This is a genomic window from Streptomyces sp. NPDC002309, from assembly GCF_053593375.1.
In genome coordinates this window covers 1-23,816 of record NZ_JBSFCI010000008.1, presented here as the reverse complement: position 1 = coordinate 23,816, position 23,816 = coordinate 1, and the positions used below count along the sequence as shown (strand labels likewise).

At 72.4% G+C, this 23,816-nt stretch carries 18 protein-coding genes; 13 read left to right on the top strand and 5 right to left on the bottom strand.

All coding sequences use genetic code 11. From position 1 onward, the window contains the following. The first annotated feature begins 8 nt into the window (after positions 1-8). Positions 9-881 (top strand): acyl-CoA thioesterase, encoded by an 873-nt coding sequence (locus ACWCPM_RS09120; protein WP_450975482.1) that lies wholly within the window; start codon positions 9-11, stop codon positions 879-881. On the opposite strand, the gene ACWCPM_RS09115 is transcribed toward ACWCPM_RS09120, so the two are convergent. Both ACWCPM_RS09115 and ACWCPM_RS09110 read right to left on the bottom strand, forming a co-directional pair. Then, on the bottom strand, positions 874-1,662 hold the full coding sequence (locus tag ACWCPM_RS09115) for a phosphatase (RefSeq protein ID WP_450975481.1): 789 nt from the start codon (positions 1,660-1,662) through the stop codon (positions 874-876). The two genes, ACWCPM_RS09120 and ACWCPM_RS09115, sit on opposite strands and share 8 nt — an antisense overlap. Positions 1,663-1,756: 94 nt before the next feature. Beyond that, positions 1,757-3,376, bottom strand: coding sequence for a PucR family transcriptional regulator ligand-binding domain-containing protein (locus ACWCPM_RS09110; RefSeq protein ID WP_450975480.1), 1,620 nt, complete (start codon positions 3,374-3,376; stop codon positions 1,757-1,759). Between the two features lie 184 nt (positions 3,377-3,560). Here ACWCPM_RS09110 and ACWCPM_RS09105 point away from each other — a divergent pair, with 184 nt between their 5' ends. The 7 genes from ACWCPM_RS09105 (at position 3,561) to ACWCPM_RS09075 (ending at position 14,640) form a co-directional block, all read left to right on the top strand. Further along, positions 3,561-5,021 carry a sodium:solute symporter gene (locus tag ACWCPM_RS09105; RefSeq protein ID WP_450975479.1) on the top strand — a complete coding sequence of 487 codons (1,461 nt, stop codon included), beginning with the start codon at positions 3,561-3,563 and terminating at the stop codon, positions 5,019-5,021. A gap of 83 nt (positions 5,022-5,104) precedes the next feature. After that, a complete protein-coding gene (speB, locus tag ACWCPM_RS09100; protein WP_450975478.1) occupies positions 5,105-6,079 on the top strand; it encodes an agmatinase in 975 nt (324 codons plus the stop codon). Next, entirely contained in the window at positions 6,076-7,761 is a 1,686-nt protein-coding gene (locus ACWCPM_RS09095; protein ID WP_450975477.1) for a thiamine pyrophosphate-binding protein, read from the top strand. Before speB ends, ACWCPM_RS09095 begins: the two co-directional genes overlap by 4 nt. A gap of 241 nt (positions 7,762-8,002) precedes the next feature. Beyond that, a complete protein-coding gene (locus ACWCPM_RS09090) occupies positions 8,003-8,857 on the top strand; it encodes a serine hydrolase (RefSeq protein WP_450975476.1) in 855 nt (284 codons plus the stop codon). A gap of 89 nt (positions 8,858-8,946) precedes the next feature. Then, a complete protein-coding gene (locus ACWCPM_RS09085; protein ID WP_450975475.1) occupies positions 8,947-12,651 on the top strand; it encodes an ABC transporter ATP-binding protein in 3,705 nt (1,234 codons plus the stop codon). A gap of 93 nt (positions 12,652-12,744) precedes the next feature. Continuing rightward, entirely contained in the window at positions 12,745-13,134 is a 390-nt protein-coding gene (locus ACWCPM_RS09080; protein WP_450975474.1) for a hypothetical protein, read from the top strand. 84 nt (positions 13,135-13,218) lie between these two features. Beyond that, complete coding sequence (locus ACWCPM_RS09075; protein ID WP_450975473.1) at positions 13,219-14,640, top strand: aminopeptidase; 1,422 nt, start codon at positions 13,219-13,221, stop codon at positions 14,638-14,640. Positions 14,641-14,753: 113 nt separating this feature from the next. On the opposite strand, the gene ACWCPM_RS09070 is transcribed toward ACWCPM_RS09075, so the two are convergent. Together ACWCPM_RS09070 and ACWCPM_RS09065 are read right to left on the bottom strand one after the other, a co-directional pair. Beyond that, a complete protein-coding gene (locus ACWCPM_RS09070; RefSeq protein WP_450975472.1) occupies positions 14,754-16,595 on the bottom strand; it encodes a glycoside hydrolase family 3 protein in 1,842 nt (613 codons plus the stop codon). Positions 16,596-16,912: 317 nt separating this feature from the next. After that, the gene (locus ACWCPM_RS09065; RefSeq protein ID WP_450975471.1) at positions 16,913-17,821 is read right to left on the bottom strand and encodes a LysR family transcriptional regulator; all 909 of its coding nucleotides are present in this window, start codon (positions 17,819-17,821) and stop codon (positions 16,913-16,915) included. An 89-nt stretch (positions 17,822-17,910) separates the two neighbouring features. On the opposite strand from ACWCPM_RS09065, the gene ACWCPM_RS09060 reads away from it, so the two are divergent. Further along, complete coding sequence (locus ACWCPM_RS09060) at positions 17,911-18,828, top strand: EamA family transporter (RefSeq protein WP_450975470.1); 918 nt, start codon at positions 17,911-17,913, stop codon at positions 18,826-18,828. 142 nt (positions 18,829-18,970) lie between these two features. Here ACWCPM_RS09060 and ACWCPM_RS09055 read toward each other — a convergent pair whose 3' ends face one another. Further along, positions 18,971-19,771 (bottom strand): sugar phosphate isomerase/epimerase family protein, encoded by an 801-nt coding sequence (locus ACWCPM_RS09055; RefSeq protein ID WP_450975469.1) that lies wholly within the window; start codon positions 19,769-19,771, stop codon positions 18,971-18,973. Positions 19,772-19,990: 219 nt separating this feature from the next. Between ACWCPM_RS09055 and ACWCPM_RS09050 the strand changes: the two genes are divergently transcribed. From ACWCPM_RS09050 to ACWCPM_RS09035, 4 genes are all read left to right on the top strand, one after another. Then, positions 19,991-20,608 carry a hypothetical protein gene (locus ACWCPM_RS09050; RefSeq protein ID WP_450975468.1) on the top strand — a complete coding sequence of 206 codons (618 nt, stop codon included), beginning with the start codon at positions 19,991-19,993 and terminating at the stop codon, positions 20,606-20,608. A 122-nt stretch (positions 20,609-20,730) separates the two neighbouring features. Beyond that, a complete protein-coding gene (locus ACWCPM_RS09045) occupies positions 20,731-20,955 on the top strand; it encodes a ferredoxin (protein WP_450975634.1) in 225 nt (74 codons plus the stop codon). Further along, complete coding sequence (locus tag ACWCPM_RS09040; protein WP_450975467.1) at positions 20,945-22,333, top strand: NAD(P)/FAD-dependent oxidoreductase; 1,389 nt, start codon at positions 20,945-20,947, stop codon at positions 22,331-22,333. Before ACWCPM_RS09045 ends, ACWCPM_RS09040 begins: the two co-directional genes overlap by 11 nt. Before the next feature lie 32 nt (positions 22,334-22,365). Further along, positions 22,366-23,607, top strand: coding sequence for a cytochrome P450 (locus ACWCPM_RS09035; protein ID WP_450975466.1), 1,242 nt, complete (start codon positions 22,366-22,368; stop codon positions 23,605-23,607). Positions 23,608-23,816 lie beyond the last annotated feature (209 nt).

Here is a 23,816-nt window from a genome sequence, read left to right as displayed (position 1 = left end):
AAGGTGCCATGAACGAGGCACTGAAGGGTCTCCTCGATCTGCTCGACCTGGAGCAGATCGAGGAGGACATCTTCCGCGGCCGGTCCCGGTCCGCCGTCGTCCCGCGCGTCTTCGGCGGACAGGTCGCGGCCCAGGCGCTGGTCGCCGCCGGACGTACGGTCCCCGAGGACCGGCACCCGCACTCCCTGCACGCGTACTTCCTGCGCACCGGCGACCCGGGCGCGCCGATCGTCTACACGGTCGACCGGATGAACGACGGCCGGTCCTTCACCGCCCGCCGGGTCGTGGCGGTCCAGCACGGCCGGCCGATCTTCGCGCTCTCCGCGTCCTTCCAGAGGTACGAGGAAGGCTTCGACCACCAGGACGCGATGCCCTCCGCGCCCGACCCCGACACGCTCCCCACCTCGGGGGAGCGGCTGAGCGGCTACGGCCACCTTCCCGCGCACGTCGTCGAGAAGTTCCTCGAGGCGCGTGCCGCCGTCGACCTGCGCTACGTCGACGAGCCGCCCTACGGCAGGTTCGGTGAGCCGCGCGAGCCGCACTCGCAGGTGTGGTTCCGCGCCGACGGCGAGCTCGCCGACGACCCGCTGCTGCACGTCGTGCTGGCCACGTACGTCTCCGACATGACGCTCCTCGACTCCGTGCTGCTCGCGCACGGCCGCGGCGGCTGGGCCGTCGGTGACGTCGTCGGGGCCTCGCTGGACCACGCGATGTGGTTCCACCGTCCGTTCCGCGCCGACGAGTGGCTCCTGTACGACCAGGAGTCCCCGTCGGCGTACGGCGGCCGCGGCCTCGGCCAGGCCCGCATCTTCACGCGGGACGGCCGCCTCGCCGTCACGGTGATCCAGGAAGGCGTCGTCCGCGCACCGCGCGCTAGCTGAGCCCCGCCTCCGAGAGCAGGTAGGCCGTCATCGGGTCGTAGTGGCGCGGGCTGACCACATGGTCGTCGAGGGGGACCGTCACCTGGACGGTTCCCTCGGCCTCCGCGATGAACAGGGCGGGGTCGTTGCAGTCGGCGTAGCCCACCGAGTCGACCCCGTGCTGCCCCGCGTACCCCGCCCAGCCGTGGTCGGCGACGACCAGGTCGGGCAGCGGGCGGCCCTCGCGCTCCAGGGCGGTGAGAACGGCCTTCATCGGCTCGCCCGAGTGGGTGTGCCACAGGGTCGCGCCGTGCTCCAGCACCGCCACGTCCGCGAACTGCATGACGTAGCCCTCGTCCGTCTGCAGCCCGTCCGGGATCACCACGATCTCGCAGCCCGCGGCCCGCAGCGCCGCCGCCGTGGCGCGGTGCACGTCGAGCAGGCCGCCCGGGTGGCCGGTCGCGAAGAGCACCCGCTGCCGGCTGTCCGCCGCCTTGCGCAGCCGGGCCGCGAGGCGCTCCAGCGCGGCGACCGTCAGCTCGGGGTCGATCGTGTCCTGGCCGTACCGGTGCTCGGCGTCGTCGTTGACGCCGACCCGCTCCGCCATCACCGCGAGCACGTCCTGCTCGTCGGTCCAGCGGTCGCCGAGCTCCAGCCCGAGCCAGAAGTTGCGGACGCCGTTGGACAGTTGGCGGTAGTGGGAGAGGTTGTTCTCTCGCGGGGTGGCGACGTCGCCCGCGATACGGGTCTTCACAAGGTGCTCGACGAGCTCGGCGCGGCTGGGTGTCCCGGATATCGGCATGGCTCTTATTGTGCGGTACGCGCCCGGGCCCGTCCCCGCCGTCCCGCACGCTGGGACGTGGGTCACGCGCCCGAGGCCGGCCCCGCGTCGCGGGTCAGAGTTGCCGCAGCGCGAACCACAACTCCATCCGCACGTCCGCGTCGTCCAGGTCCACCTCCAGCAGCACCGCGCACCGGGCGATCCGCTGCCGGACGGTGTTGCGGTGCACCGACAGGGCCACGGCGCTGCGGTCCCAACTGCCGTGCAGCGACAGCCAGGTGCGCAGGGTGTCGGTGAGGGCGGTGTTGTCCGCCAGGGGGCCCAGGACCGCGCGGGCGTACGCCTCCGCCTCGCCGCCCGGCACGAGGTCCGCCAGCGCGGGCCGGCCGCCGTGGCGCACCAGCGCCGTGCGGGTGGCGCGGGCGCGGGCCAGCGCGCGGGCCGCCTGGGTGTCCGCGGCCGGCCACTCCCGGGGGCCCGCGGAGGCGCTGACGCCGAGGGTCCAGCCGGGTTGCGGGGCGGGTTCGCGGCCGGCGGGCAGCAGGACGCGCACGACGCCCTCGTCGAGGTCCACCAGGGGAGAGCCCAGCGCCGCGCCGAGCGCCGAGGCGGCGACCGGGTCGGGCGTGTGCGCGTCGGGCCGTGCGTGCACGACCAGCCACCGCTCGGCCCCGAGCAGTGGAGCCACCGCCTGCGGCTCGGCGCCGAGCAGCAACCGCACCAGCGCCGAGGAGCGCGCCGCGCCCGCGCCGCTGCGCTGCTCCCCGGTGAGGAGGGAGAGCAGCACGGAGGCGACGGAGGCGATGGCGTGATCGGCGGGTTCGCGGTGCGGGGCGGCGATCCCGAGCACGAACCCCTGCCCGGCGCCGAGCGCGTAGGCGGAGAGATGGAGGCCGCCCACGGCGTCGGTCGCGGAGGCGGGGGAGGGAGAGGACGAAGGGGAGGGGGAGGGGGCGGGAGGCGGGGAGGCGGGCGGAGGCGGTGACAGAGCGGACGGGGTGGATGGGGCGGACGAGGCGGAGGGGGCGGACGAGGCGGAGGGGGCGGACAAGGCGGAGGGGGCCGGCGGGGTGGGCGGGGCGGGGCTGCGGGGCCCCACCACCCCCGCCAGTTCCTCCAGGGCCCGTCGCGCCTCGTCCGAGGGTGCTCTGCCCGCGTCGGCGATCGCGGCGCCGTCGGGGCCGTACAGCACCGCCCAGCCGCTCACCCGCTGGGACAGCTGGCGCAGCACGGACGGCACCGGGTCCGGGCGGGCGGCGGCCGTGGCGAGGCTCTGCTGGGCCTCCGTCACACGGCGCAGCTCCGCGAGCCGGGCCCGGGCGATCAGCTGCCAGACGGCGCGGGCGACGCCGGCGAAGGTGGTCCGGGGCGGGACCTCCAGCAGCGGCAGGCCGTACGCCTCGCAGGCCGCCACCAGAGCGCGCGGCACCGTGTCGTGCACCGGGGCCAGCCCGAAGCCGAGGGCCGCGCCGCCCGCAGCGACGATCCGCGAGACGTAGTCGTCGAAATACGTTCCCGACCCCGCCGCCTCCGGAATGTGCACCCCGGCCGTGAGCAACAGCTCACCGCCCAGCAGATATGGGTATGGATCGGACATTTCAGAGGTATGTGCCCCGTGCAGCACGATCCCGGCTCCGGACGGCCCGGCGATCTGCCGCAGTGCGAGATCCTCCCTGGCCAGCAGGGCCGAGAGGGGGACGGCGGGAGTGGGCGGCAGGGTGGGCGTCTCGGACATGGTGTGTGCGTTTCCTTCAGTCCGCTTCGCGCGAATGGATGAAACGTACACTTCGCAGTCGCTTTCCGGCCACCTAAGGTCGGTCCAGACCGGCAGCCGCGGGTACGGGCGGATGTCCCCGCGCCGCACACCGGACGACTCCCCTCTGCACGACACGCCACCGAGAGTGCGCAAAGGAGGCCCCATGGCCGTCGACTACATCGTGATCGTCGTCTATCTGGCCGGAATGCTGGCCATGGGCTGGTGGGGCATGCGCCGCGCCAAGTCGAAGAGCGAGTTCCTGGTGGCCGGCCGCCGGCTGGGCCCGGCCATGTACTCCGGCACCATGGCGGCGATCGTCCTCGGCGGCGCCTCGACCATCGGCGGCGTGGGCCTCGGCTACCAGTACGGGCTCTCCGGTGCCTGGATGGTCTTCACCATCGGCCTCGGCCTGCTGGCCCTGTCGATCTTCTTCTCCGCCCGGATCGCCCGGCTGAAGGTCTACACCGTGTCCGAGATGCTGGACCTGCGCTACGGCGGCCGGGCCGGCGTGATCTCGGGCGTGGTCATGTGGGCGTACACCCTGATGCTCGCGGTGACGTCCACCATCGCCTACGCCACGATCTTCGACGTCCTGTTCGACATGAACCGCACCCTCGCGATCGTGCTCGGCGGCTCGATCGTCGTCGCCTACTCGACCCTGGGCGGCATGTGGTCGATCACGCTGACGGACATGGTGCAGTTCGTGGTCAAGACGATCGGCGTGCTGCTGCTCCTGCTGCCGATCGCGGTCGTCAAGGCCGGCGGCTTCAGTGAGATGAAGGCCCAGCTGCCCACGGAGTACTTCGACCCGCTGGGCATCGGCGGCGAGACGATCTTCACCTACGTCCTGATCTACACCTTCGGCATGTTGATCGGTCAGGACATCTGGCAGCGCGTCTTCACGGCCCGCGACGACCGGACGGCGAAGTGGGGCGGCACGGTCGCCGGTACCTACTGCCTGGTCTACGCGCTCGCCGGCGCCGTCATCGGCACCGCGGCCAAGGTGCTCTACCCGAACCTGGCCAGCGCGGACGACGCGTTCGCGACGATCGTCAAGGACGAACTCCCGATCGGCGTGCGGGGCCTGGTGCTCGCCGCGGCGCTCGCGGCCGTGATGTCCACGTCCTCCGGCGCCCTGATCGCCTGCGCCACCGTCGCCAACAACGACATCTGGTCACGGCTCAGGGGTCTCGTGCGCACCGCCGAGGAGGAGCACGACGAGGTCAAGGGCAATCGCGTCTTCATCCTCGTCATGGGTGTCGCCGTGATCCTCACGGCGATCGCGCTCAACGACGTGGTGCAGGCGCTCACCGTGGCCTACAACCTGCTCGTCGGCGGTCTGCTGGTGCCGATCCTCGGCGGACTGCTGTGGAAGCGCGGCACGGTCCAGGGCGCCCTCGCGGCCGTCGCGGTCGGCGGCCTCTCCGTGGTCGTCCTGATGGCCACCCACGGCATCCTCGCCAACGAGCCCGTCTACTACGGTCTGCCGGCCTCCCTCGCCGCCTACCTGATCGTCTCGCTGGCCACCCCGGCCACGGACGCCGCCGTGCTCGCCGCCTGGCGCGAGCGGCTCGCCGGGCGGGCGGCCGAACCCGAGGCGGAACCGGCCTCGGCCCACCGGTAAAGTCATACGACAAGTAGTGCAAGCGGCGCATGGCGCCCATGTGTTGCATACGCGATGAAGCGTGAGAGAGAAGGCAAACCCCGATGAGCAGCAGCGAGACGCCGACCCCCCGCGGCCCCGTCGACTCGTCCCGCGTCCCGCGGTACGCCGGCCCCGCGACCTTCGCCCGGCTGCCCCGCCTCGACGAGGTCGGCACCGCCGATGTCGCCGTCGTGGGTGTGCCGTTCGACTCGGGCGTCTCGTACCGGCCGGGCGCCCGCTTCGGTGGCAACGCGATCCGCGAGGCGTCCCGGCTGCTGCGGCCGTACAACCCGGCGCAGGACGCCTACCCCTTCGCCCTCGCCCAGGTCGCGGACGGCGGCGACATCGCCGTGAACCCGTTCGACATCAACGAGGCCGTGGAGACCGTCGAGGCGGCGGCCGACGACCTGCTCGGCACCGGCGCCCGCCTGATGACGCTGGGCGGCGACCACACCATCGCGCTGCCGCTGCTGCGTTCGGTCGCCAAGAGGCACGGCCCGGTCGCGCTCCTCCACTTCGACGCCCACCTCGACACCTGGGACACGTACTTCGGCGCCGAGTACACCCACGGCACGCCCTTCCGCCGCGCGGTCGAGGAGGGCATCCTCGACACCTCGGCGCTCTCCCACGTCGGCACCCGCGGCCCGCTGTACGGCAAGCAGGACCTGACCGACGACGAGAAGATGGGCTTCGGCATCGTCACCTCCGCGGACGTCTACCGCCGGGGCGCCGACGAGGTCGCCGACCAGCTGCGCCAGCGCATCGGTGACCGCCCGCTGTACATCTCCATCGACATCGACTGCCTCGACCCGGCGCACGCGCCCGGCACGGGCACGCCCGAGGCCGGCGGCATGACCTCCCGCGAACTGCTGGAGATCCTGCGCGGCCTGGCGTCCTGCAACCTGGTGTCGGCCGACGTCGTCGAGGTGGCCCCCGCGTACGACCACGCGGAGATCACGTCGGTGGCGGCCTCCCACACCGCGTACGAACTGACCACGATCATGTCCCGACAGATTGCCGAGGCGCGCGCGAAGTGACTCACGACCACGACCTGGTACTCCGCCCGACGGCCGCGCAGATCACGGCGGCCCTGAACCCGCCGCCCGGGCGCAACGGCGGGGACCTGGTCGTGGAGACCCTGGCCGGGCTCGGCGCGACGACGGTCTTCGGCCTGCCCGGTCAGCACGCGCTCGGCATGTTCGACGCGCTGCGCCGCTCCGACCTGCGCTACATCGGGCTGCGGGTGGAGAACAACGCCGGTTTCGCGGCGGACGCCTACGGCCGGATCACCGGCGAGGCGGCGCCGCTGCTGCTGTCGACGGGCCCCGGTGCGCTGACCTCGCTGGCCGCGCTCCAGGAGGCGGCGGCGGCCTCGGCGCCCGTGCTGGCGATCAGCAGCCAGATCCCGACGGCGGGCCTCGGTGGCGGCCGGCACGGCTATCTGCACGAGCTGCCCGACCAGGCCGCCTCGTTCCGGGGCGTGGTGAAGTCGGTCCACACCGTGCGCGCCCAGTCCCAGATCCCCTCCGCCGTCGCGGCGGCCTGGAAGTCGGCGCTGACCGCCCCGCACGGGCCGGTGTGGGTGGAGATCCCGCAGGACGTGCTGCTGGCCGAGACGTCCGTCCCGGTCGTGACGGGCGGTGACGCCTTCCCCGAGGAACTGCCCCCGCGCCCCGAACTCACCGCCGTGGCGGCCGACCTGCTCTCGAACGCGGCCCGCCCGGCCATCATCGCGGGCGGCGGTGTCGTGCGGGCCGACGCCTCGAAGAAGCTCCGTCAGCTGGCGGAGCTGCTCCAGGCGCCGGTCGTCACCACCCCCGGCGGCAAGGGCGCCTTCCCGTGGACGCACCCGCTGTCGCTCCAGTCGTGGATCGAGGACCGGCACACCACGGACTTCCTGGAGGACGCGGACGTCCTCCTCGTCGTCGGCTCGGGCCTCGGCGAAGTCTCCTCCAACTACCACACGTTCCGGCCGCGCGGCCGGGTGATCCAGGTCGAGGCCGACCTCGGCAAGCTGGAGTCCAACCATCCGGCGCTGGGCGTCCACGCGGACGCGCGCCTCGCGTTGCAGGCGCTGCTGGAGACGGTGACGGAGCGGACGGACCCGTCGGCGCCGGAGCGCGTGCGGGAGGTCCTCGCGAAGGTCGCCGACCGGATCGCCGCGCAGGAGCTCACCCTGGAGCAGGACGTGCTGGCGTCCGTCCGCAGGGCGCTGCCCGCCGACTCCCCGTCCTTCTGGGACATGACGATCCTGGCCTACTGGGCCTGGTCGGCCTTCGACCCCAAGGGCTCCAACACCATGCACTCCGCCCAGGGCGCGGGCGGCCTCGGCTACGGCTTCCCGGCGGCGCTCGGCGCGGCCGCCGCCGATCCGACCCGGCCGGTGCTGGCGGTGTCGGGGGACGGCGGCGCGCTGTACTCGATCGCCGAGCTGGCGACGGCCCGGCAGTACGGCCTGGACGTCACCTGGCTGATCGTCGACGACGGCGGTTACGGCATCCTGCGCGAGTACATGACCGACGCCTTCGGCCAGGCCACGGCGACGGAACTGACCCGCCCGGACTACGTGGCGCTCGCCGAGTCCTTCGGCGTGCCGGGAATCCGCACGACGCCGGAGACCCTGGAGGCCGACCTGAAGAAGGCGCTGGCGTCACCGGGCCCGTCGGTGGTCGTCCTCCCGGCGGTGCTGCGCATGTTCGCCCCCACGCACCTCGGCTGACGCCTGCCGAGGCACCGGTACGGCCTCGGGCCCGGCCCCGGACCAGCGGGCGCCGGGCCGACGTGGTCGTGCGGGCGGGGCGGCAGGTCGCGGTGGCCGCCGCGTGCCGTCCCCTCCCGGTGGTCACCGCCGCATCCCTCGTCGCTCCAGAAGCACACCGGCCCGTCCGGGCTCCGGCCTGGACATATGTCCTGGGGAACACACGTACAACCTTCGGTCCGCCGTGCGGGTCAGAACCGGCATGACAACCCGCAGACCCCGGGGTACGAGACTGCTCTCCGCAGCCCTCGGTGCCGGAATTCTCATATCGGTCGTCGCCGCCGCGTCACCCGCCGTGGCCGCGCCCGCGCCCACCGTCAGCTGCACGTCGGCCAAGGCCGGCCTCGCAGCCAAGCTGAAGAAGGACATCACCGCCGCCCTCGCGAACCGCAAGGGCACCGTCGCCGTCGGCCTCTACGACCGCACCACCAAGACGACCTGCACCCTGCGGTCGACCACCGCCTACGACTCGGCCAGCGTCGTCAAGGTCACCGTGCTCGCTGCGCTGCTCTGGGACGCGAAGAAGCACGGCCGCTATCTCACCGCCCGCGAGACCTCCCTCGCCACGGCCATGATCACCAAGTCGGACAACGCCGCGACCACCACGCTCTGGAAGCAGCTGGGCCTGACGAAGATCAAGGGCTTCCTGTCCGCCGCCGGCATGACGCAGACCAAGCCCGGCGCGAACGGCTACTGGGGTCTGACCCAGATCACCGTCAACGACGAGCAGAAGCTGCTCAAGCTCGTCACCGCCAAGAACACCGTGCTCAGCGACAACTCCCGCGCCTACATCCTCAAGCTGATGGGCCAGGTGGTCTCCGGGCAGCGCTGGGGCACGCCGTACGGGGTGCCGTCCGGGGTCTCCGTCGCCGTCAAGAACGGCTGGCTCCAGCGGGCCACGCACGGCTGGCGGGTGCACAGCGTCGGCACCTTCAAGGGCCGCGGCCACGACTACATGATCACCGTGCTCACCCACGGCAACAGCACCATGAACTACGGCATCGCCACCATCCAGGGCGTGGCCAAGGTCGTCCACAAGGACCTCGCCGCGTCCTGACCGGCCTGGCGATCGCCACGGCGGGATGAAATCGGCGCCCGTCCGTGTTGGTGCCTTCCGGTAGATCAGGACGATCGGAGGGCACCCGCGTGGGACCGCAACGGGGATGGGCACGGCGGCTGTGGGGCTACGCCTGGCGGTATCGGAAGGACGTGGTCCTGGCCCTCGGCTCGTCTCTCGCGGGCATGGCCGTCCTGGCCCTCGTCCCCCTGATCACCAAGGTGATCATCGACGACGTGGTCGGCGACCGCACCCGGGCCATGGCCCCGTGGGCCGCCTCGCTCATCGGCGCCGCCCTCCTCGTCTACGTCTTCACGTACATCCGCCGGTACTACGGCGGCAGGGTCGCCCTCGACGTCCAGCACGACCTGCGCACCGACATGTACGACACGATCACCCGGCTCGACGGCCGCCGTCAGGACGAGCTGTCCACCGGCCAGGTGGTCGGCCGGGCCACCAGCGACCTCCAGCTGATCCAGGGCCTGCTCTTCATGCTCCCGATGACCATCGGGAACCTCCTGCTCTTCGTGATCTCCCTCGCGATCATGGCGTGGCTGTCCCCTCCGCTCACCCTGGTCGCCCTGGCCGTCGCCCCCGCCCTGTGGTTCATCGCCAAGCGCAGCCGCGGCAAGCTCCACCCCGCCACCTGGTACGCCCAGGCCCAGGCCGCCGCCGTCGCGGGCGTCGTCGACGGCGCCGTCACCGGCGTGCGCGTGGTGAAGGGCTTCGGGCAGGAGGAGCAGGAGACCGGCAAGCTCCGCGAGGTCGGCAGGAAGCTCTACGCCGGGCGTCTGCGCACCATCCGGCTGAACAGCAAGTACACCCCCGCGCTCCAGGCCGTCCCCGCGCTCGGCCAGGTCGCGATGCTCGCCCTCGGCGGCTGGCTGGCCGTGCGCGGCCACATCACGCTCGGCACGTTCGTGGCCTTCTCCACCTACCTCGCCCAGCTCGTCGGCCCGGTCCGGATGCTCGCCGTGGTTCTCACCGTGGCCCAGCAGGCCCGCGCCGGCACCGAGCGCGTCCTGGAGCTGATCGACACCGAGCCCTCGCTGCGCGACGGCGCCCGCGACCTCCCCGCCGACGCGCCCGCGACCGTCGAGTTCGACGACGTCTCCTTCGGGTACGACGCCGGCAAGCCGGTGCTCGACGGCCTGACCTTCGAGATCCGCCCCGGCGAGACCCTCGCGGTCGTCGGCTCCTCCGGCTCCGGGAAGTCGACGGTCTCCCTGCTGCTGCCGCGCTTCTACGACGTCGACCGCGGCGCGGTCCTCGTCGGCGGCCATGACGTCCGCGAACTGACCCTCGACTCGCTGAGGGCCGCGATCGGCCTGGTCCCCGAGGACTCGTTCCTCTTCTCGGACACGGTCCGCAACAACATCGCCTACGGCCACCCGGACGCCACCGACGCCGAGGTGGAGGCCGCCGCCCGCGCCTCCCAGGCGGACCGCTTCATCCAGGAGCTCCCGCGCGGCTACGACACCACCGTCGGCGAGCACGGCCTCACCCTCTCCGGCGGCCAGCGCCAGCGCATCGCCCTGGCCCGCGCCCTGCTCACCGACCCGCGTCTGCTCGTCCTCGACGACGCCACCTCCGCCGTGGACGCCCGAGTCGAGCACGAGATCCACGAGGCGCTGAAGCACGTCATGGAGGGCCGCACCACCCTGCTGATCGCCCACCGGCGCTCCACGCTCAACCTCGCCGACCGCATCGCCGTCCTGGACGCCGGCCGGCTCGTCGACATCGGCACCCACGACGAGCTCCAGAAACGCTCGGCCCTCTACCGCCGCCTGCTCACCGACCCCGACGAACTCGGCGGCGTCTCCCCTGGCCACGCCCCGCCCGCCGTGCCCCGGGAGGACACCTCCGTCCGCGAGGAACTGGACGCCGAGTTCGACGCCGAGCGCGGGGTGACACCCCGCCTGTGGACCGGTGACCGCGAGCCCAAGGACGCCGCCCTGGCCGGCACCCCGGCCACCCCGGAGCTGCTCGCCCAGGTCGACGCCCTGCCCCCGGCCACGGACATCCCCGCCGTCGACGAGGCCCAGGCCGTGCGGCCCGAGCGGTCGTACGGGCTGAAGCGGCTGCTGCGGGGCTTCGGCGCGCCCCTGCTGGTCAGCCTCGGCCTGGTCGCCGTCGACGCCGGCATGGGCCTGCTGCTGCCCGTGCTGATCCGGCACGGCATCGACAGCGGTGTCACGAAGGCCGCCCTCGGGGCCGTCTGGGCCGCCTCGCTGCTCGCGCTGTTCGCGGTGCTCGCCCAGTGGGTGGCGCAGATCGGTGTGACCCGGATGACCGGCCGCACCGGTGAACGTGTGCTGTACTCGCTGCGGCTGAAGATCTTCGCCCAGCTCCAGCGGCTCGGACTCGACTACTACGAGCGGGAGCTGACCGGCCGGATCATGACCCGGATGACCACCGACGTGGACGCGCTGTCGACGTTCCTGCAGACGGGACTGGTCACCGCCTTCGTCTCCGTGGTCTCCTTCTTCGGGATCATGGTCGCCCTGCTGGTGATCGACGTGCAGCTCGCGCTGGTCGTCTTCGCCACGCTCCCGCCGCTGATCGTCGGCACGTACTTCTTCCGCAAGGCGAGCGTGAAGGCGTACGAACTCGCCCGTGAGCGGGTGTCCACGGTCAACGCCGACCTCCAGGAGACGGTCTCCGGGCTGCGGATCGTGCAGGCGTTCGGGCGCGAGGGGGACGGCGGGCGGCGGTTCGCCGAGCGCAGCGACAGCTACCGGCAGGCCCGGATACGCGGTCAGTGGCTGATCTCCGTCTACTTCCCCTTCGTGCAGTTGCTGGCGTCGGCCGCCGTGGCGGCCGTGCTCTGGGCCGGCGCCTGGCGGGTGGAGGCGGCCACCCTCACCACGGGTGCGCTGGTGGCATACATCCTCTACATCGATCTCTTCTTCGCCCCCGTCCAGCAGCTCTCCCAGGTCTTCGACGGCTACCAGCAGGCGTCCGTCTCGCTCGGCCGGATCCAGGAACTGCTGCGGGAGCCGGCGTCGACGAAGTCCGCCGACGAAGCCCGCGAAGTCCTCTCCCTGCGGGGCGACATCGCCTTCGAGGACGTGCACTTCGCCTACGGCGACGAGGAGGAGGCCCTCAGCGGCATCGACCTCACCGTCCCCGCCGGCCAGACCGTCGCGTTCGTCGGCGAGACCGGCGCGGGCAAGTCGACGCTGGTGAAGCTGGTGGCGCGGTACTACGACCCGACGGGCGGACGGGTCACCGTCGACGGCGCCGATCTGCGCGGCCTCGACCTCACCTCGTACCGGCACCGCCTGGGCGTCGTACCGCAGGAGGCGTACCTCTTCCCCGGCACCGTCCGGGACGCCATCGCCTACGGCCGTCCGGACGCCACCGACGCCGCGGTGGAGGCGGCGGCCCGCGCGGTCGGGGCGCACGAGATGATCGCCACACTGGAGGGCGGGTACCTCCACGAGGTCGCCGAGCGCGGCCGCAACCTCTCCGCCGGGCAACGGCAGCTGATCGCGCTGGCCCGCGCCGAACTCGTCGACCCGGACGTCCTGCTCCTCGACGAGGCGACGGCCGCGCTGGACCTGGCGACCGAGGCGCAGGTCAACCAGGCCACGGACCGGCTGGCCGGCCGTCGCACGACGCTCGTCGTCGCGCACCGCCTGACCACCGCCGCCCGCGCGGACCGGGTCGTGGTGATGGATCACGGCCGGGTGGTGGAGGACGGCACGCACGAGGAGTTGCTCGCCCGTGACGGACGGTACGCCGCCCTGTGGCGGACCTTCGTCGGCGAAGAGACCCCGGCGGTGGCCTGACGTCGGGTCCGCGGCAGGCGGGTGCAACCATCGGGCGTACGCCGTGCGTCCGTACAGCCGTACGTCGATCCGAGGGGCGCGGAGGGGACGACTGTGGACACGGGTGCGATACGACGGCGGATGGCGCTCGGCGTGGCCCTGCTGACCGTGTCCGGGCTGCTGGCGCTCGTCGTACCGGCACAGGCGCAGGCGGCGGCGGCCGGCTGCGCCGGACGCAAGGTCAGGACGCTGCCGTTCGCCACCGGCACCGTGCACGTCTACAAGCGCGGCGGGTACGTCTGCGCCGTCACGCTCCCGGACGATCCCGGTCCCAGACGGTCGATGTCGGTCAGCGTGCAGGCGCGCGGCAACCGCCCGGTCGTCGACAAGGGCCGCTACTCGCACCGCGCGGGACCGGTGACCGTGCACGCCGGGCAGCGTTGCGTGTGGGTGAAGGGCACGGTGGGCCGGGGGTCGGTCAGCTCCGGCTGGACACTGTGCTGACCTGCTGAAGCACCAACCACCCTGGTGCACAGGTGTGTTGCTCCGATAGCTTCCGGCGCACATCTGTTCTTACAGGGAGGGTGCATGCGCAAGGCGCTCAGATGGCTGCTCGCGCTCACGGTGCTCATAGGCACGCTGAGCACGGCCGGAGCGGCCACCGCCGCCCCGTCGCCGGAGGCCACCGACATCAAGGACCGGTTGCTCTCCATACCCGGCATGAGCCTGATCGAGGAGAAGCCGTACCCCGGCTACCGCTTCTTCGTCCTCAACTACGCACAGCCCGTGGACCACCGCAAGCCCTCCAAGGGCACGTTCCAGCAGCGGATCACGGTGCTCCACAAGGACGTCTCGCGTCCGACGGTCTTCCACACCAGCGGCTACAACGTCTCCACCAACCCGAGCCGCCGTGAGCCGACCCAGATCGTGGACGGCAACCAGGTCTCCATGGAGTACCGCTTCTTCACGCCGTCCCGGCCCAGCCCGGCCGACTGGACCAAGCTGGACATCTGGCAGGCCGCCAGCGACCAGCACCGCATCTTCACGGCGCTGAAGCGGATCTACGCCGAGAACTGGCTCTCCACGGGCGGTTCGAAGGGCGGCATGACCGCCACCTACTACGAGCGCTTCTACCCCCGTGACATGGACGGTGTCGTCGCCTACGTCGCCCCCAACGACGTGGTGAACCACGAGGACAGGGCGTACGACCGCTTCTTCGCCACCGTCGGCACCAAGGAGTGCCGTGACCGGCTGAACGGCGTGCAGCGCGAGGCCCTGGTGCGCAGGGAGCCGCTGGAGCAGCGCTACCAGGCGTACGCGGCCGAGAACGGCTACACGTTCACCACCGTCGGCAGCCTCGACAAGGCGTACGAGGCGACCGTCCTCGACTACGTCTGGGGCTTCTGGCAGTACAGCCTGCCGGCCGACTGCGACACGATCCCGGCGGACGCGAGGAACGCGACCGACGACGAGATCTGGAACTCCGTCGACACCATCGCCGGGTTCTCCTTCTACACCGACCAGGGCCTGGAGCCGTACACGCCGTACTACTACCAGGCGGGCACGGAGCTCGGCGCGCCCACGATCGTCTTCCCGCACATCGAGAAGAAGTACATCCGCCACGGCTACCTGCCGCCGCGGTACTTCGTGCCGCGCGCGATCCCGATGAAGTTCCGGGACGGCGCCATGAAGGACGTCGACAGCTGGGTCCGCCACAACGCGCGGCAGATGCTGTTCGTCTACGGCGAGAACGACCCGTGGGGCGCCGAGCCGTTCCGCCTCGGCAAGGGCGCGCGTGACTCGTACGTCTTCACCGCGCCCGGCGCCAACCACGGTGCCAACGTGGCCGGTCTGCGGGAGCAGCAGAAGGCGCTGGCCACGGCCAAGATCCTGAAGTGGGCCGGCGTCGCCTCCCCGGCGGTCGCGGCCGACCCGGCGGCTGCCGAGCCGCTGGCGAAGTACGACGCACGGCTCGACAAGCGGGGCGCGGAGCGGACGCTGCGTCCGTGACGCCGGTGCTGTGCCCGCCGTTCGCACGGCGTCGGGCGGGCACAGCCGCGTGCTCCTGACGGGTGCGCCTGCGCCGAGGCGCAGGCGCACCGCATCGCGCGTCCGGTCGGCTCCTAGTACGACAACCCGTGTCCGACGGGATAGAGCACGCGCGCGGGGTCGTCCGCCCGCTGCACCGGCACCGGCAGAGTGCCGCGCGGCCGCACCTTCCCGGCGATGACCCGCGCCGCCGCCTGCATCTCCACGTCCGTCCACGCGTAGGACGCCAGGTAGCCGCGGACTCCCGGCAGATGGGCCACGTCGTACGGGTTGCGGACGGCCACCGCGACGACCGGCTTCCCGGTCGCCAGCAACCGCTCGACCAGCGTCTTCTGCGCGCTGGTCGCCGTGACGTTGTACGTCCCCACGACCACCGCGTCCACGTCCTGCGCCGCCGCCACGGCCTGGTCCATGACCGCCGCGGAGGGCGCCGTGCCGGTGGACAGCGCCGTGGCCGTGAAGCCCAGCTCGGTCAGGGCGCCCGCGAGGACCTTGGTGGGCGGGCCGGTCGTGCCGGACGGCGAGGCCGGGTCGGCGCCCACCACGAGCAGCCGGGGGTGCTCGCGCCGGGACAACGGCAGCAGGTCGCCCTCGTTGACGAGCAGGGTCGTCGTCCGCTCGGCGATCCGGTCGGCCTCCTTGAGGTGGGCCCGGGTGCCGACCGTGCGGTCGACGCCCCGCGCCGTGACGTACGGCTCCTTGAACAGCCCGAGCTTCGCCTTCAGCCGCAGAATCCGCAGGATCGATTCGTCGAGCCGTTCCTCGGTGAGCTCGCCGTCCTGAACGGCCTTCAGCACGGCGTTCCAGGCGATGTCCAGCTTCGGCGCGTTGAGCAGCTGGTCGACGCCCGCCTTCAGCGCCAGCACCGGCACCCGGTCGTCGCCGTACTTCGTGCGGACGCCCTGCATGTCGAGCGCGTCGGTGACCACGACACCGTCGTAGCCCAGCTCCTCGCGCAGGATGCCGGTGAGGATCGTGCGGGAGAGCGTGGCCGGGTCTTCGGCGGAGTCCAGCGCCGGGACCATGATGTGCGCCGTCATGATGGAGTCGATGCCGGCCGCGATCGCCGCCCGGAACGGGGGCGCGTCGATCGTCGACCACTCCTCGCGGGTGTGCTTGATGACCGGGAAGCCGTAGTGGCTGTCCACCGCGGTGTCGCCGTGGCCGGGGAAGTGCTTGGCGGTCGCGGCGACGCCCGCGCGCTGGTACCCGGTGACCTCCGCCACGACCATCTCGGACACCGCGTGCGGGTCGGAGCCGAAGGAACGCACGCCGATCACCGGGTTGGCCGGGTTGACGTTGACGTCGGCGACGGGGGAGTAGTCCTGCCGGATGCCCATCGCGCGCAGTTCCTCGCCGGAGATCCGGCCGAGGGTGCGGGCGTCGGCGCGCGACCCGCCGGCGCCGATGGCCATCGCGCCCGGGAAGAGCGTCGCGGGCTTGCCCACGCGGGTCACTATCCCGTGCTCCTGGTCCGTGGAGACCAGCATGGGCAGTCCGCGGGGGAGGCCGAGGGAGGCCTTCTGGATGCCGTTCGACAGGTCCGCGATCTGGTGCGGATTACGGGTGTTGTGGGCCCAGGCGAAGTAGATGACGCCGCCGAGGCGGTACTTGGCGATCAGTTCGGCCGCCGTACGCACCCCGAACTCGCTGAGGTTGAGGTCGATGTCGGCCTGGTCGGGCTCGGTCGCGGAGTGGCCGTAGACACGGGAGACGAAGAGCTGACCGACCTTCTCCTCCAGGGTCATCCCGGAAATGATCTTCCGAAGGCGTCTGTCGTCGTCGCCGGCGGCGGCGTGCGCCGTGCTCTGGCCGACCGTCAGGACGGCGGTGACGCCCGCGGTGGCGGCGAGAACGGCACGCCTGGACGGGGTGGCAGCCGGGTTTCCTGAGGTCGGCGTGCTGTTGTGCTGCACGTGCCCTCCTTCCGTAGAAGATTGATGAAAATAAATTCCAAAGAGCCACCAATATCCCGGAAATTTATGCCAGTCAAGGGGGGCGCAGAGCCCCGCCCCGGAGGTGCCGCCATCGGCGCACCGGGCCCGTGCGCCGATGGCGGCACCTCTCCGGCGTCGGCTCCCACGCCGGCCCGGTTGCGAACCAGTTGGTCGTGTCGTGCCGGACGAAATGCCTCGTACTGGGCGTACTCGGCATTTCCTCCGGTGCGGCGAGAGTGCGTGCCGGGCGTCGCGGGGCCGCCCTTCGGGCGACGAAGGGGCTTCCGAAACACGTCCTAGCGGTCCGACACCTCGGGCCAGTGGGTCTGCAAGGTGCGGACCGTTTCCGCGATCGCCGGGCGGCGGGACGCGCCCTCGCGCCAGAGGGCGTAGAGGTGGCGGACGGGGAGGGGGTCCAGGGGGACCTGGGCCACGTCCGGCGGGAGCGGGCCCCGGCCCAGGCGCGGGATGAGGGCCACTCCCAGGCCCGCCGCGACCAGCGCCACGAGGGTCGGGTTCTCCTCCGCCGTGTGGACGATGTCCGGCTCGTGGCCGACCGAGCGCAGGGTGCGGAGCAGCCAGTCGTGGCAGACCCGGCCGGGCGGCTGGCAGACCCAGCGCTCGCCGCCCAACTCCGAGCGGAGCACGGCCGTTCGGGACGCGAAGGGGTGGTCCGCGGGGACCAGCAGGTCGCACAGGTCGTCCCCGATCGCCGCCTGCTCCACGCCCGCGGGAGCGGGCAGCGGCGCGATGTCCCAGTCGTGGGCGACGGCGAGGTCGATCGCGCCCTTGGTGACCAGGTCGACCGACAGGTGCGGGTCGACCTCGGTCAGGCGGGCGTCCAGCGCCGGGTGGCGTTTCGCGAGGTCGGCGAGGACCGGCGGCAGCAGCCCTCGCGCCGCCGACGGGAACGCCGCCACCGTCAGACGCCCGGCCGGCAGCCCGCGCCGCTCCTCCAGATCCGTCTCCGCCCGCTCCACGATGGCCAGCAGTTCGGCGGCCGTGGCGACGAGTTGGTGCGCCTCGTCGGTCAGACGCACCCCCCGCCCCTCCCGCTCCAGCAGTACCGTCCGCGTCTCCCGCTCCAGTTTGGCGATCTGCTGGGACACGGCCGACGGGGTGTAGCCGAGCGCCACGGCCGCGGCGCCGACCGTGCCGTGCACGGAGACGGCGTGCAGGGCCCGCAGTCGCTGGAGGTCGAGCATGACACCCCTCGATCAATTAGCTTTGCTTCATCCCATCATGCAGCAAGCATCGCTGGTGCTACACGGTCGACGCGGGTGACCCTCGACGTATGCGCCCCGCCCACCTCCTGCTCGCCGTCCTCGTCGCCGCCGTCTGGGGCGTCAACTTCACCGTCATCGAGATCGGCCTCGACCACTTCCCGCCCCTCCTCTTCTCCGCCCTGCGCTTCCTGGTGGCGGCCGTCCCCGCCGTCTTCCTCGTGGGCCGCCCCAAGGTCGCCTGGAAGTGGATCGTGGCGGTGGGACTGGTCCTGGGGGTCGCGAAGTTCGGGCTGCTGTTCGTGGGGATGGACGCCGGGATGCCCGCCGGACTGTCGTCGCTGGTGCTCCAGACGCAGGCGGTGTTCACCGCGCTGATCGCCTTCGCGTTCCTGGGTGAACGCCCCACCGCGGTACGGGTGTCGGGCATGCTCGTGGCCCTCGTGGGCGTCGGTGCCGCCGCCGTCGACGAGGGCACCTCCGGCCCCCTGACCGCCTTCGCCCTCGTCATCGCGGCCGCCGCCTGCTGGGGCGCCTCCAACGTCCTCACCCGCAAGGCCGCACCCCCGGACGCCCTCAACTTCATGGTGTGGGTGAGCACCGTCCCCGTCCTGCCCCTCCTCGCCCTGTCCCTGCTCCTGGAGGGACCCACCCGGGACTACGACGCCCTGCGCGGCCTCGACTGGCAGGGCGCCGGCACCGTCGTCTACGTCGCCTGGGTCTCCACCGTGTTCGGCTTCGGGGCCTGGGGCTGGCTGCTGCGCCGTCATCCGGCCTCCACCGTCGCGCCGTTCTCGCTGCTGGTCCCGGCCTTCGGGATGACGTCCGCGGTGGTGTTCCTCGGTGAGTCGATGACCCCGCTGCGCTGGTGCGCGGCGGCACTGCTGGTGGGCGGCGTGGCCCTCACCTCGGTCACTCCCCGGCGATCCCCGGCGGTCCGTCCTGTGGACGGCGAGGTCGCGGCGGTGCGGGCCCGTCTGCCCGGCTGACTCTGCTGCCTGGCGGAGTCTGCTGGGTGCTGGGTGCTGGGTGCTGGGTGCTGTGTGCCGGGTGCGGGTGCGGGTGCCGGGTGCTGTGTGCCTTGTGCCGGCTCGGTGACCGTGGGCCGGGCAGGTGACCGCGCGGCGGCGTTCAGGCAGAGTCGTTGAGCAGGCGCGCCAGGTGGCCGCGGCCCGCGTCCAGCAGGCCGGGGAGCGGGGCGGCGTCCTCGTGCCGGCGCTTCTCGTACTCCCAGCACAGCCAGCCGTCCCAGCCCTGCCGGGAGAGCAGCTCCACGGTCTCGGTGAGCGGGAGCACCCCGGCGCCCAGCGGCAGCGGAGCGGTGTCCTCGGCGGAGGCGATGTCCTTGACCTGGACGTAGCCCAGGTAGGGGAAGAGCGCCGCGTACGTCTCCGAGGGCTGCTCGCCGCCCAGCCAGGTGTGCATCACGTCCCACAGCGCGCCGACCTGGCGGTGGCCGACCAGGCCCAGGATCCGCATCGCGTCGGCGCCCCTGGGGTGCGAGTCGTGGGTCTCGAGCAGGATGCGCACCCCGACGTCGCCCGCGTACTCGGCCGCCGTGCCCAGGCGCCCGGCGGCGACGGCGTCGGCCTCCTCGGGACTCTGCTCCGCCGTACCGCCGGGGCGGACCCGGACGTACGGCGCGCCCAGGTCGCGGGCCAGGTCGAGGAGGGCGCGCAGCTCGGCCAGCACGGGCTCGTCGTCACCGGGGGTGGCCACACGCGTGTCCCCGGCGATCCCGAGCAACGCGACCCCGGACGCCTCGAACGCTGCGGCGGCCTCCGTCCGTTCGGCCGCCCCCATGCCGGGGTGCACCGGCTCCTCGGGATGCGCCCGCAGCTCCACACCGTGGTAGCCGTGGTCGGCCGCGAGCCGGAGGACGTCCGGCAGGGGGAGGCCGGGGACACCGAGGGTGGAGAACGCCAGCTTCATGCTTCCAGCTTCGTACATCTGGCCCCTTCCCGTCACTCGGATGCCCGTCCGACGTCGAACGTGCCTGAGGTCAGGAGTGGGGGCGGCGCCCTCGTGGGCCGGCGCGGTCCGGTGGCGGGAGTCCGCCGATTGCTGCTGTCTGGAGGCGGGAGGGCGGGCGTCCTGGCGATCGGGGACGGACGTCCGCGCGACGCGGGACGGACAGAGAGCGAGGAACGGATGCGGCACAAGGACGAGGGCCTCGGGACACCCCGGGCCGCCGGGATCGCCGGGGTCCTCTTCGCGTTCCTGATGGCCGCGGCGATCATCCTGGTGCGCCTCGCCCTGCCCGGCGGGGCCGGCGGGACCGAGGTCGCCATCGACGCCGGGCAGCGCGGCGCCGTGCAGACGGCGCTGGAGCTGCTGCCGTTCGCCGGGATCGCCTTCCTGTGGTTCATGGGAGCCCTGCGTGAACAGGCGGGTGCGGGCGAGGACCGGTTCGTGTCGACCGTGTTCCTGGGCAGCGGACTGGTCTTCGTGGCCATGCTGTTCGGCAGCGGCGCGGCGGCCGGGACCGTGCTCGCCGACGACCAGGGACCCTCGCCGTTCGGCCGCCACTTCGCCTACACCCTGCTGACCACCTACGGGCTGCGCATGGCGGCCGTCTTCATCTTCACGACCTCGACCATCGGCCACCGGCTCGGCGTCATCCCGCGCCCCCTCGTCGTCCTCGGCTACCTCGTCGGCCTGGTGCTGCTCGTGGTGGGGGCGAACCTGCCCTGGTCGGAGCTGGTCTTCCCGGCCTGGGCGCTGCTGGTCAGCCTGAACATCCTGTGGGGCAGACGACCCGCGGGCTGACCCTCGCCGGTCCCGCGCGGCACGGGGGTTCACTCCGACGGCCCATCCCTCGTCGCCGGGCCCCGCCGACGCGCCGACGATGGGCGCAGGGGGCCGTGCCGCAGGAGAGGACGAATCCCTTGGTGAGGCTTGTCGTCGACCTGAACCGCTGTCAGGGATACGCGCAGTGCGCGTTCCTCGCGCCCGACGTCTTCGTCATGCACGGCGACGAGGGGCTGCTCTACCACCCGGAGGCCGACGAGGCGCAGCGCGACAGAATCGCGCAGGCCGCGGCCGCCTGCCCCGTCCAGGCCATCCTCGTCGACGAGGTCGACGTACCCGCCGGGGCGGTGCCGGATGAACGCTGACGGATCCCTGGAACGCCTCAGGCGCGACGGCCGCATCGTCGTCGTCGGCGCCTCGCTCGCGGGCCTGCGCGGAGCGGAGACCCTGCGCGCGAAGGGCTTCACCGGCTCCCTGACGATCATCGGTGACGAGCCCTACGAGCCGTACGACCGGCCCCCGCTCTCCAAGCAGGTGCTGCTGGGCCTGACCACCGCGGACCGCACCGCCCTGCCCCGGCGCGAGAACCTCGGCGCGACCTGGCGGCTCGGCGTCCCGGCCACCGGTCTCGACATGTCCGCGCGCCGGGTGCGGCTGGGCGACGGCGACGAGGTGCCGTACGACCGGCTGCTGATCGCCACCGGAGTGCGGGCGCGACCGTGGCCCCACGAGGCCGAGGCGGAACTCGACGGCGTCTTCGTGCTGCGCACCCGGGACGACGCCGCCCGGCTGCAGCGGCGGCTCGCCGAGGGGCCCAAGCGGGTCTTCGTGATCGGCGCCGGGTTCACCGGCTCGGAGATCGCCTCCGCCTGCCGGGAGCGCGGGATCGCCGTCACCGTCGCCGAACGCGGCGGGGCGCCCCTGGTCGGCGCGCTCGGCGGAGTGGTCGGCGCGGTCGCCGCCGAACTTCAGCAGGAACACGGCGTGGACCTGCGGTGCGGGGTCATGGTGACCGCCCTGGAGGGCGACGCCTCGGGACGGGTGCGGGCCGCTCACCTCTCCGACGGCTCCACCGTCGAGACCGACCTGGTGATCGTCTCCCTCGGCGCCACCCGCAACACCGAGTGGCTCGCCGGGTCCGGACTCGGGGCGGGCCCGCGCGGCATCGCCTGCGACGCCGGCTGCCGTGCCTTCGACATCCGCGGCATCGTGACCGACGACGTCTATGTCGCCGGTGACGTGGCGAGGTCCCCGCACGCCCTGTTCGGCTACCAGTTCCTGTCCCTGGAACACTGGGGCAACGCCGTCCGGCAGGCCGAGACCGCCGCGCACAACATGCTCAGCGAGAGCGCCGAGCGGCTGCCCCACCTGTGGGTGCCGGCCTTCTGGTCCTCGCAGTTCGGGGTGAACATCAAGTCGGTCGGGGTGCCGTCGCTCGGCACGGAGATCCTCATCGCGCAGGGCTCGCTCACCGACCGGCGCTTCGTGGGTGTCTACGGCTACCAGGGGCGCGTCATCGGGGCGGTCTCCTTCGACCACGCCCGATGGCTGCCGTTCTACCAGGAGCTGATCGAGACCACCGCGCCGTTCCCGCCGCCGTTCCCCACGGTGGGCCGGAGCCCGGGGCAGCGTCCGGTCGACGCGGACTTCCCCGACCCGTCGGTGCCCACGCACGGCCCCACGGTGACCCTCAGCGGATACTCGCCGGCCGACCGCCGGATCACGTTCACCCCCGCGCACTGACCCGCCGACCCGCCCGGCCACGAGGACGCACGATGACGCCAACTCCGCTGCACCAGATCCTGGACTACTCCAACCGCGCCAACCCGTACCCCCTCTACGAGGAGCTGCGGAAGACGCCGGTCCTCCACCAGGAAGACGGGCCGTACGTCGTCAGCACCTACTACGAGATCCGCAGCCTCCTGCACGACCCCCGCATCAGCTCCGACGCCCGCAACCTGGCCTCGGCGACGAACGACCCGCTGGCCGAGTCGCCGTCCGAGCCGGGCGACGGGGTGCTGCCGCCGAGCTTCCTGCGGCTCGACCCGCCCGAGCACGACCGGCTGCGGCGGATGACGAACCGGCCCTTCGGCCCGCCGCACTCCCCGCACCGGGTCGACGGCATGCGCGAGGAACTGCACGGCATCGTCTCCGGCCTCGTCGACGGCATCGCCGACCCCGGCCGGATCGATCTCGTGGAGGAGTTCTCGTACCCGTTCCCGGTGACCGTGATCTGCCGCATCCTCGGTGTGCCGCGCGAGGACGAGCCCCGCTTCCACGGGTGGGCGGACGCCATCGCCGCGAGCCTCGACCCCGATCCGGACGCGGACCCCGCCGAGCACGGCAAGTCGTCGAACGAGGCCCGTATGCAGCTCGGCATGTATCTGGCCGGTCTGATCGAGGAGCGCCGCAAGCGCCCTGAGAACGACATGATCTCCGCGCTGGCGGCGGCCGACGGCCCGGACGGAGCGATGACCACGATGGAGCTGCTCAGCACGGCGGCGCTGCTGCTGATCGCGGGGCACGAGACCACCGTCAACCTCGTCACCAACGGGATGCTGACCCTGCTGCGCAACCCGGACGTCCTGCGGCGGCTGCGGGCCGAGCCGCGGCTCGCCGTGCCGATCGTCGAGGAACTGCTGCGCTTCGAGCCGCCGGTGCAGTTGGTGCCGCAGCGCACCACCATCGCCGACATCGAGATCGGCGGGGTGAACATTCCGAAGGGGGCGTCCCTGTGGCTGGTGCTGGCGTCCGGCAACCGTGACCCGCAGCGGTTCGAGAACCCCGACCGCTTCGACCCGGACCGCGGGGACATCCAGCACCTCGGGTTCGGCAGCGGTATCCACAGCTGCTTCGGAGCGCCGCTGGCCCGGCTGGAGGCGCAGCTCGCCCTGGCCGAACTGGCGCGGCGCCTGGAGAACCCCCGCCTGCTGGAGGACCCGCCCCCCTACCGCCAGAACGCCGTCCTGCGCGGCCCGCGCCATCTGCCCATCGCCTGCGACGGGATCCGCCCCTGATCCCCCTTACGACGGGTGGGCCGCTGTCGTGTGTGGTTTCCGGCCCGCGGCGTCTGTCCGGTGGGTGGGTGGGTCCGGCCCGCGGCGTCTGTCCGGTGGGTGGGTCGGGGCCGGGCCGGGGGGTGTCCGTCCTCGGAACGGCGCGGAATCGGTCACTCACCGACTCACCCGGGTTGACGCGCCAACCAGATCGGAACAGCACACGACTG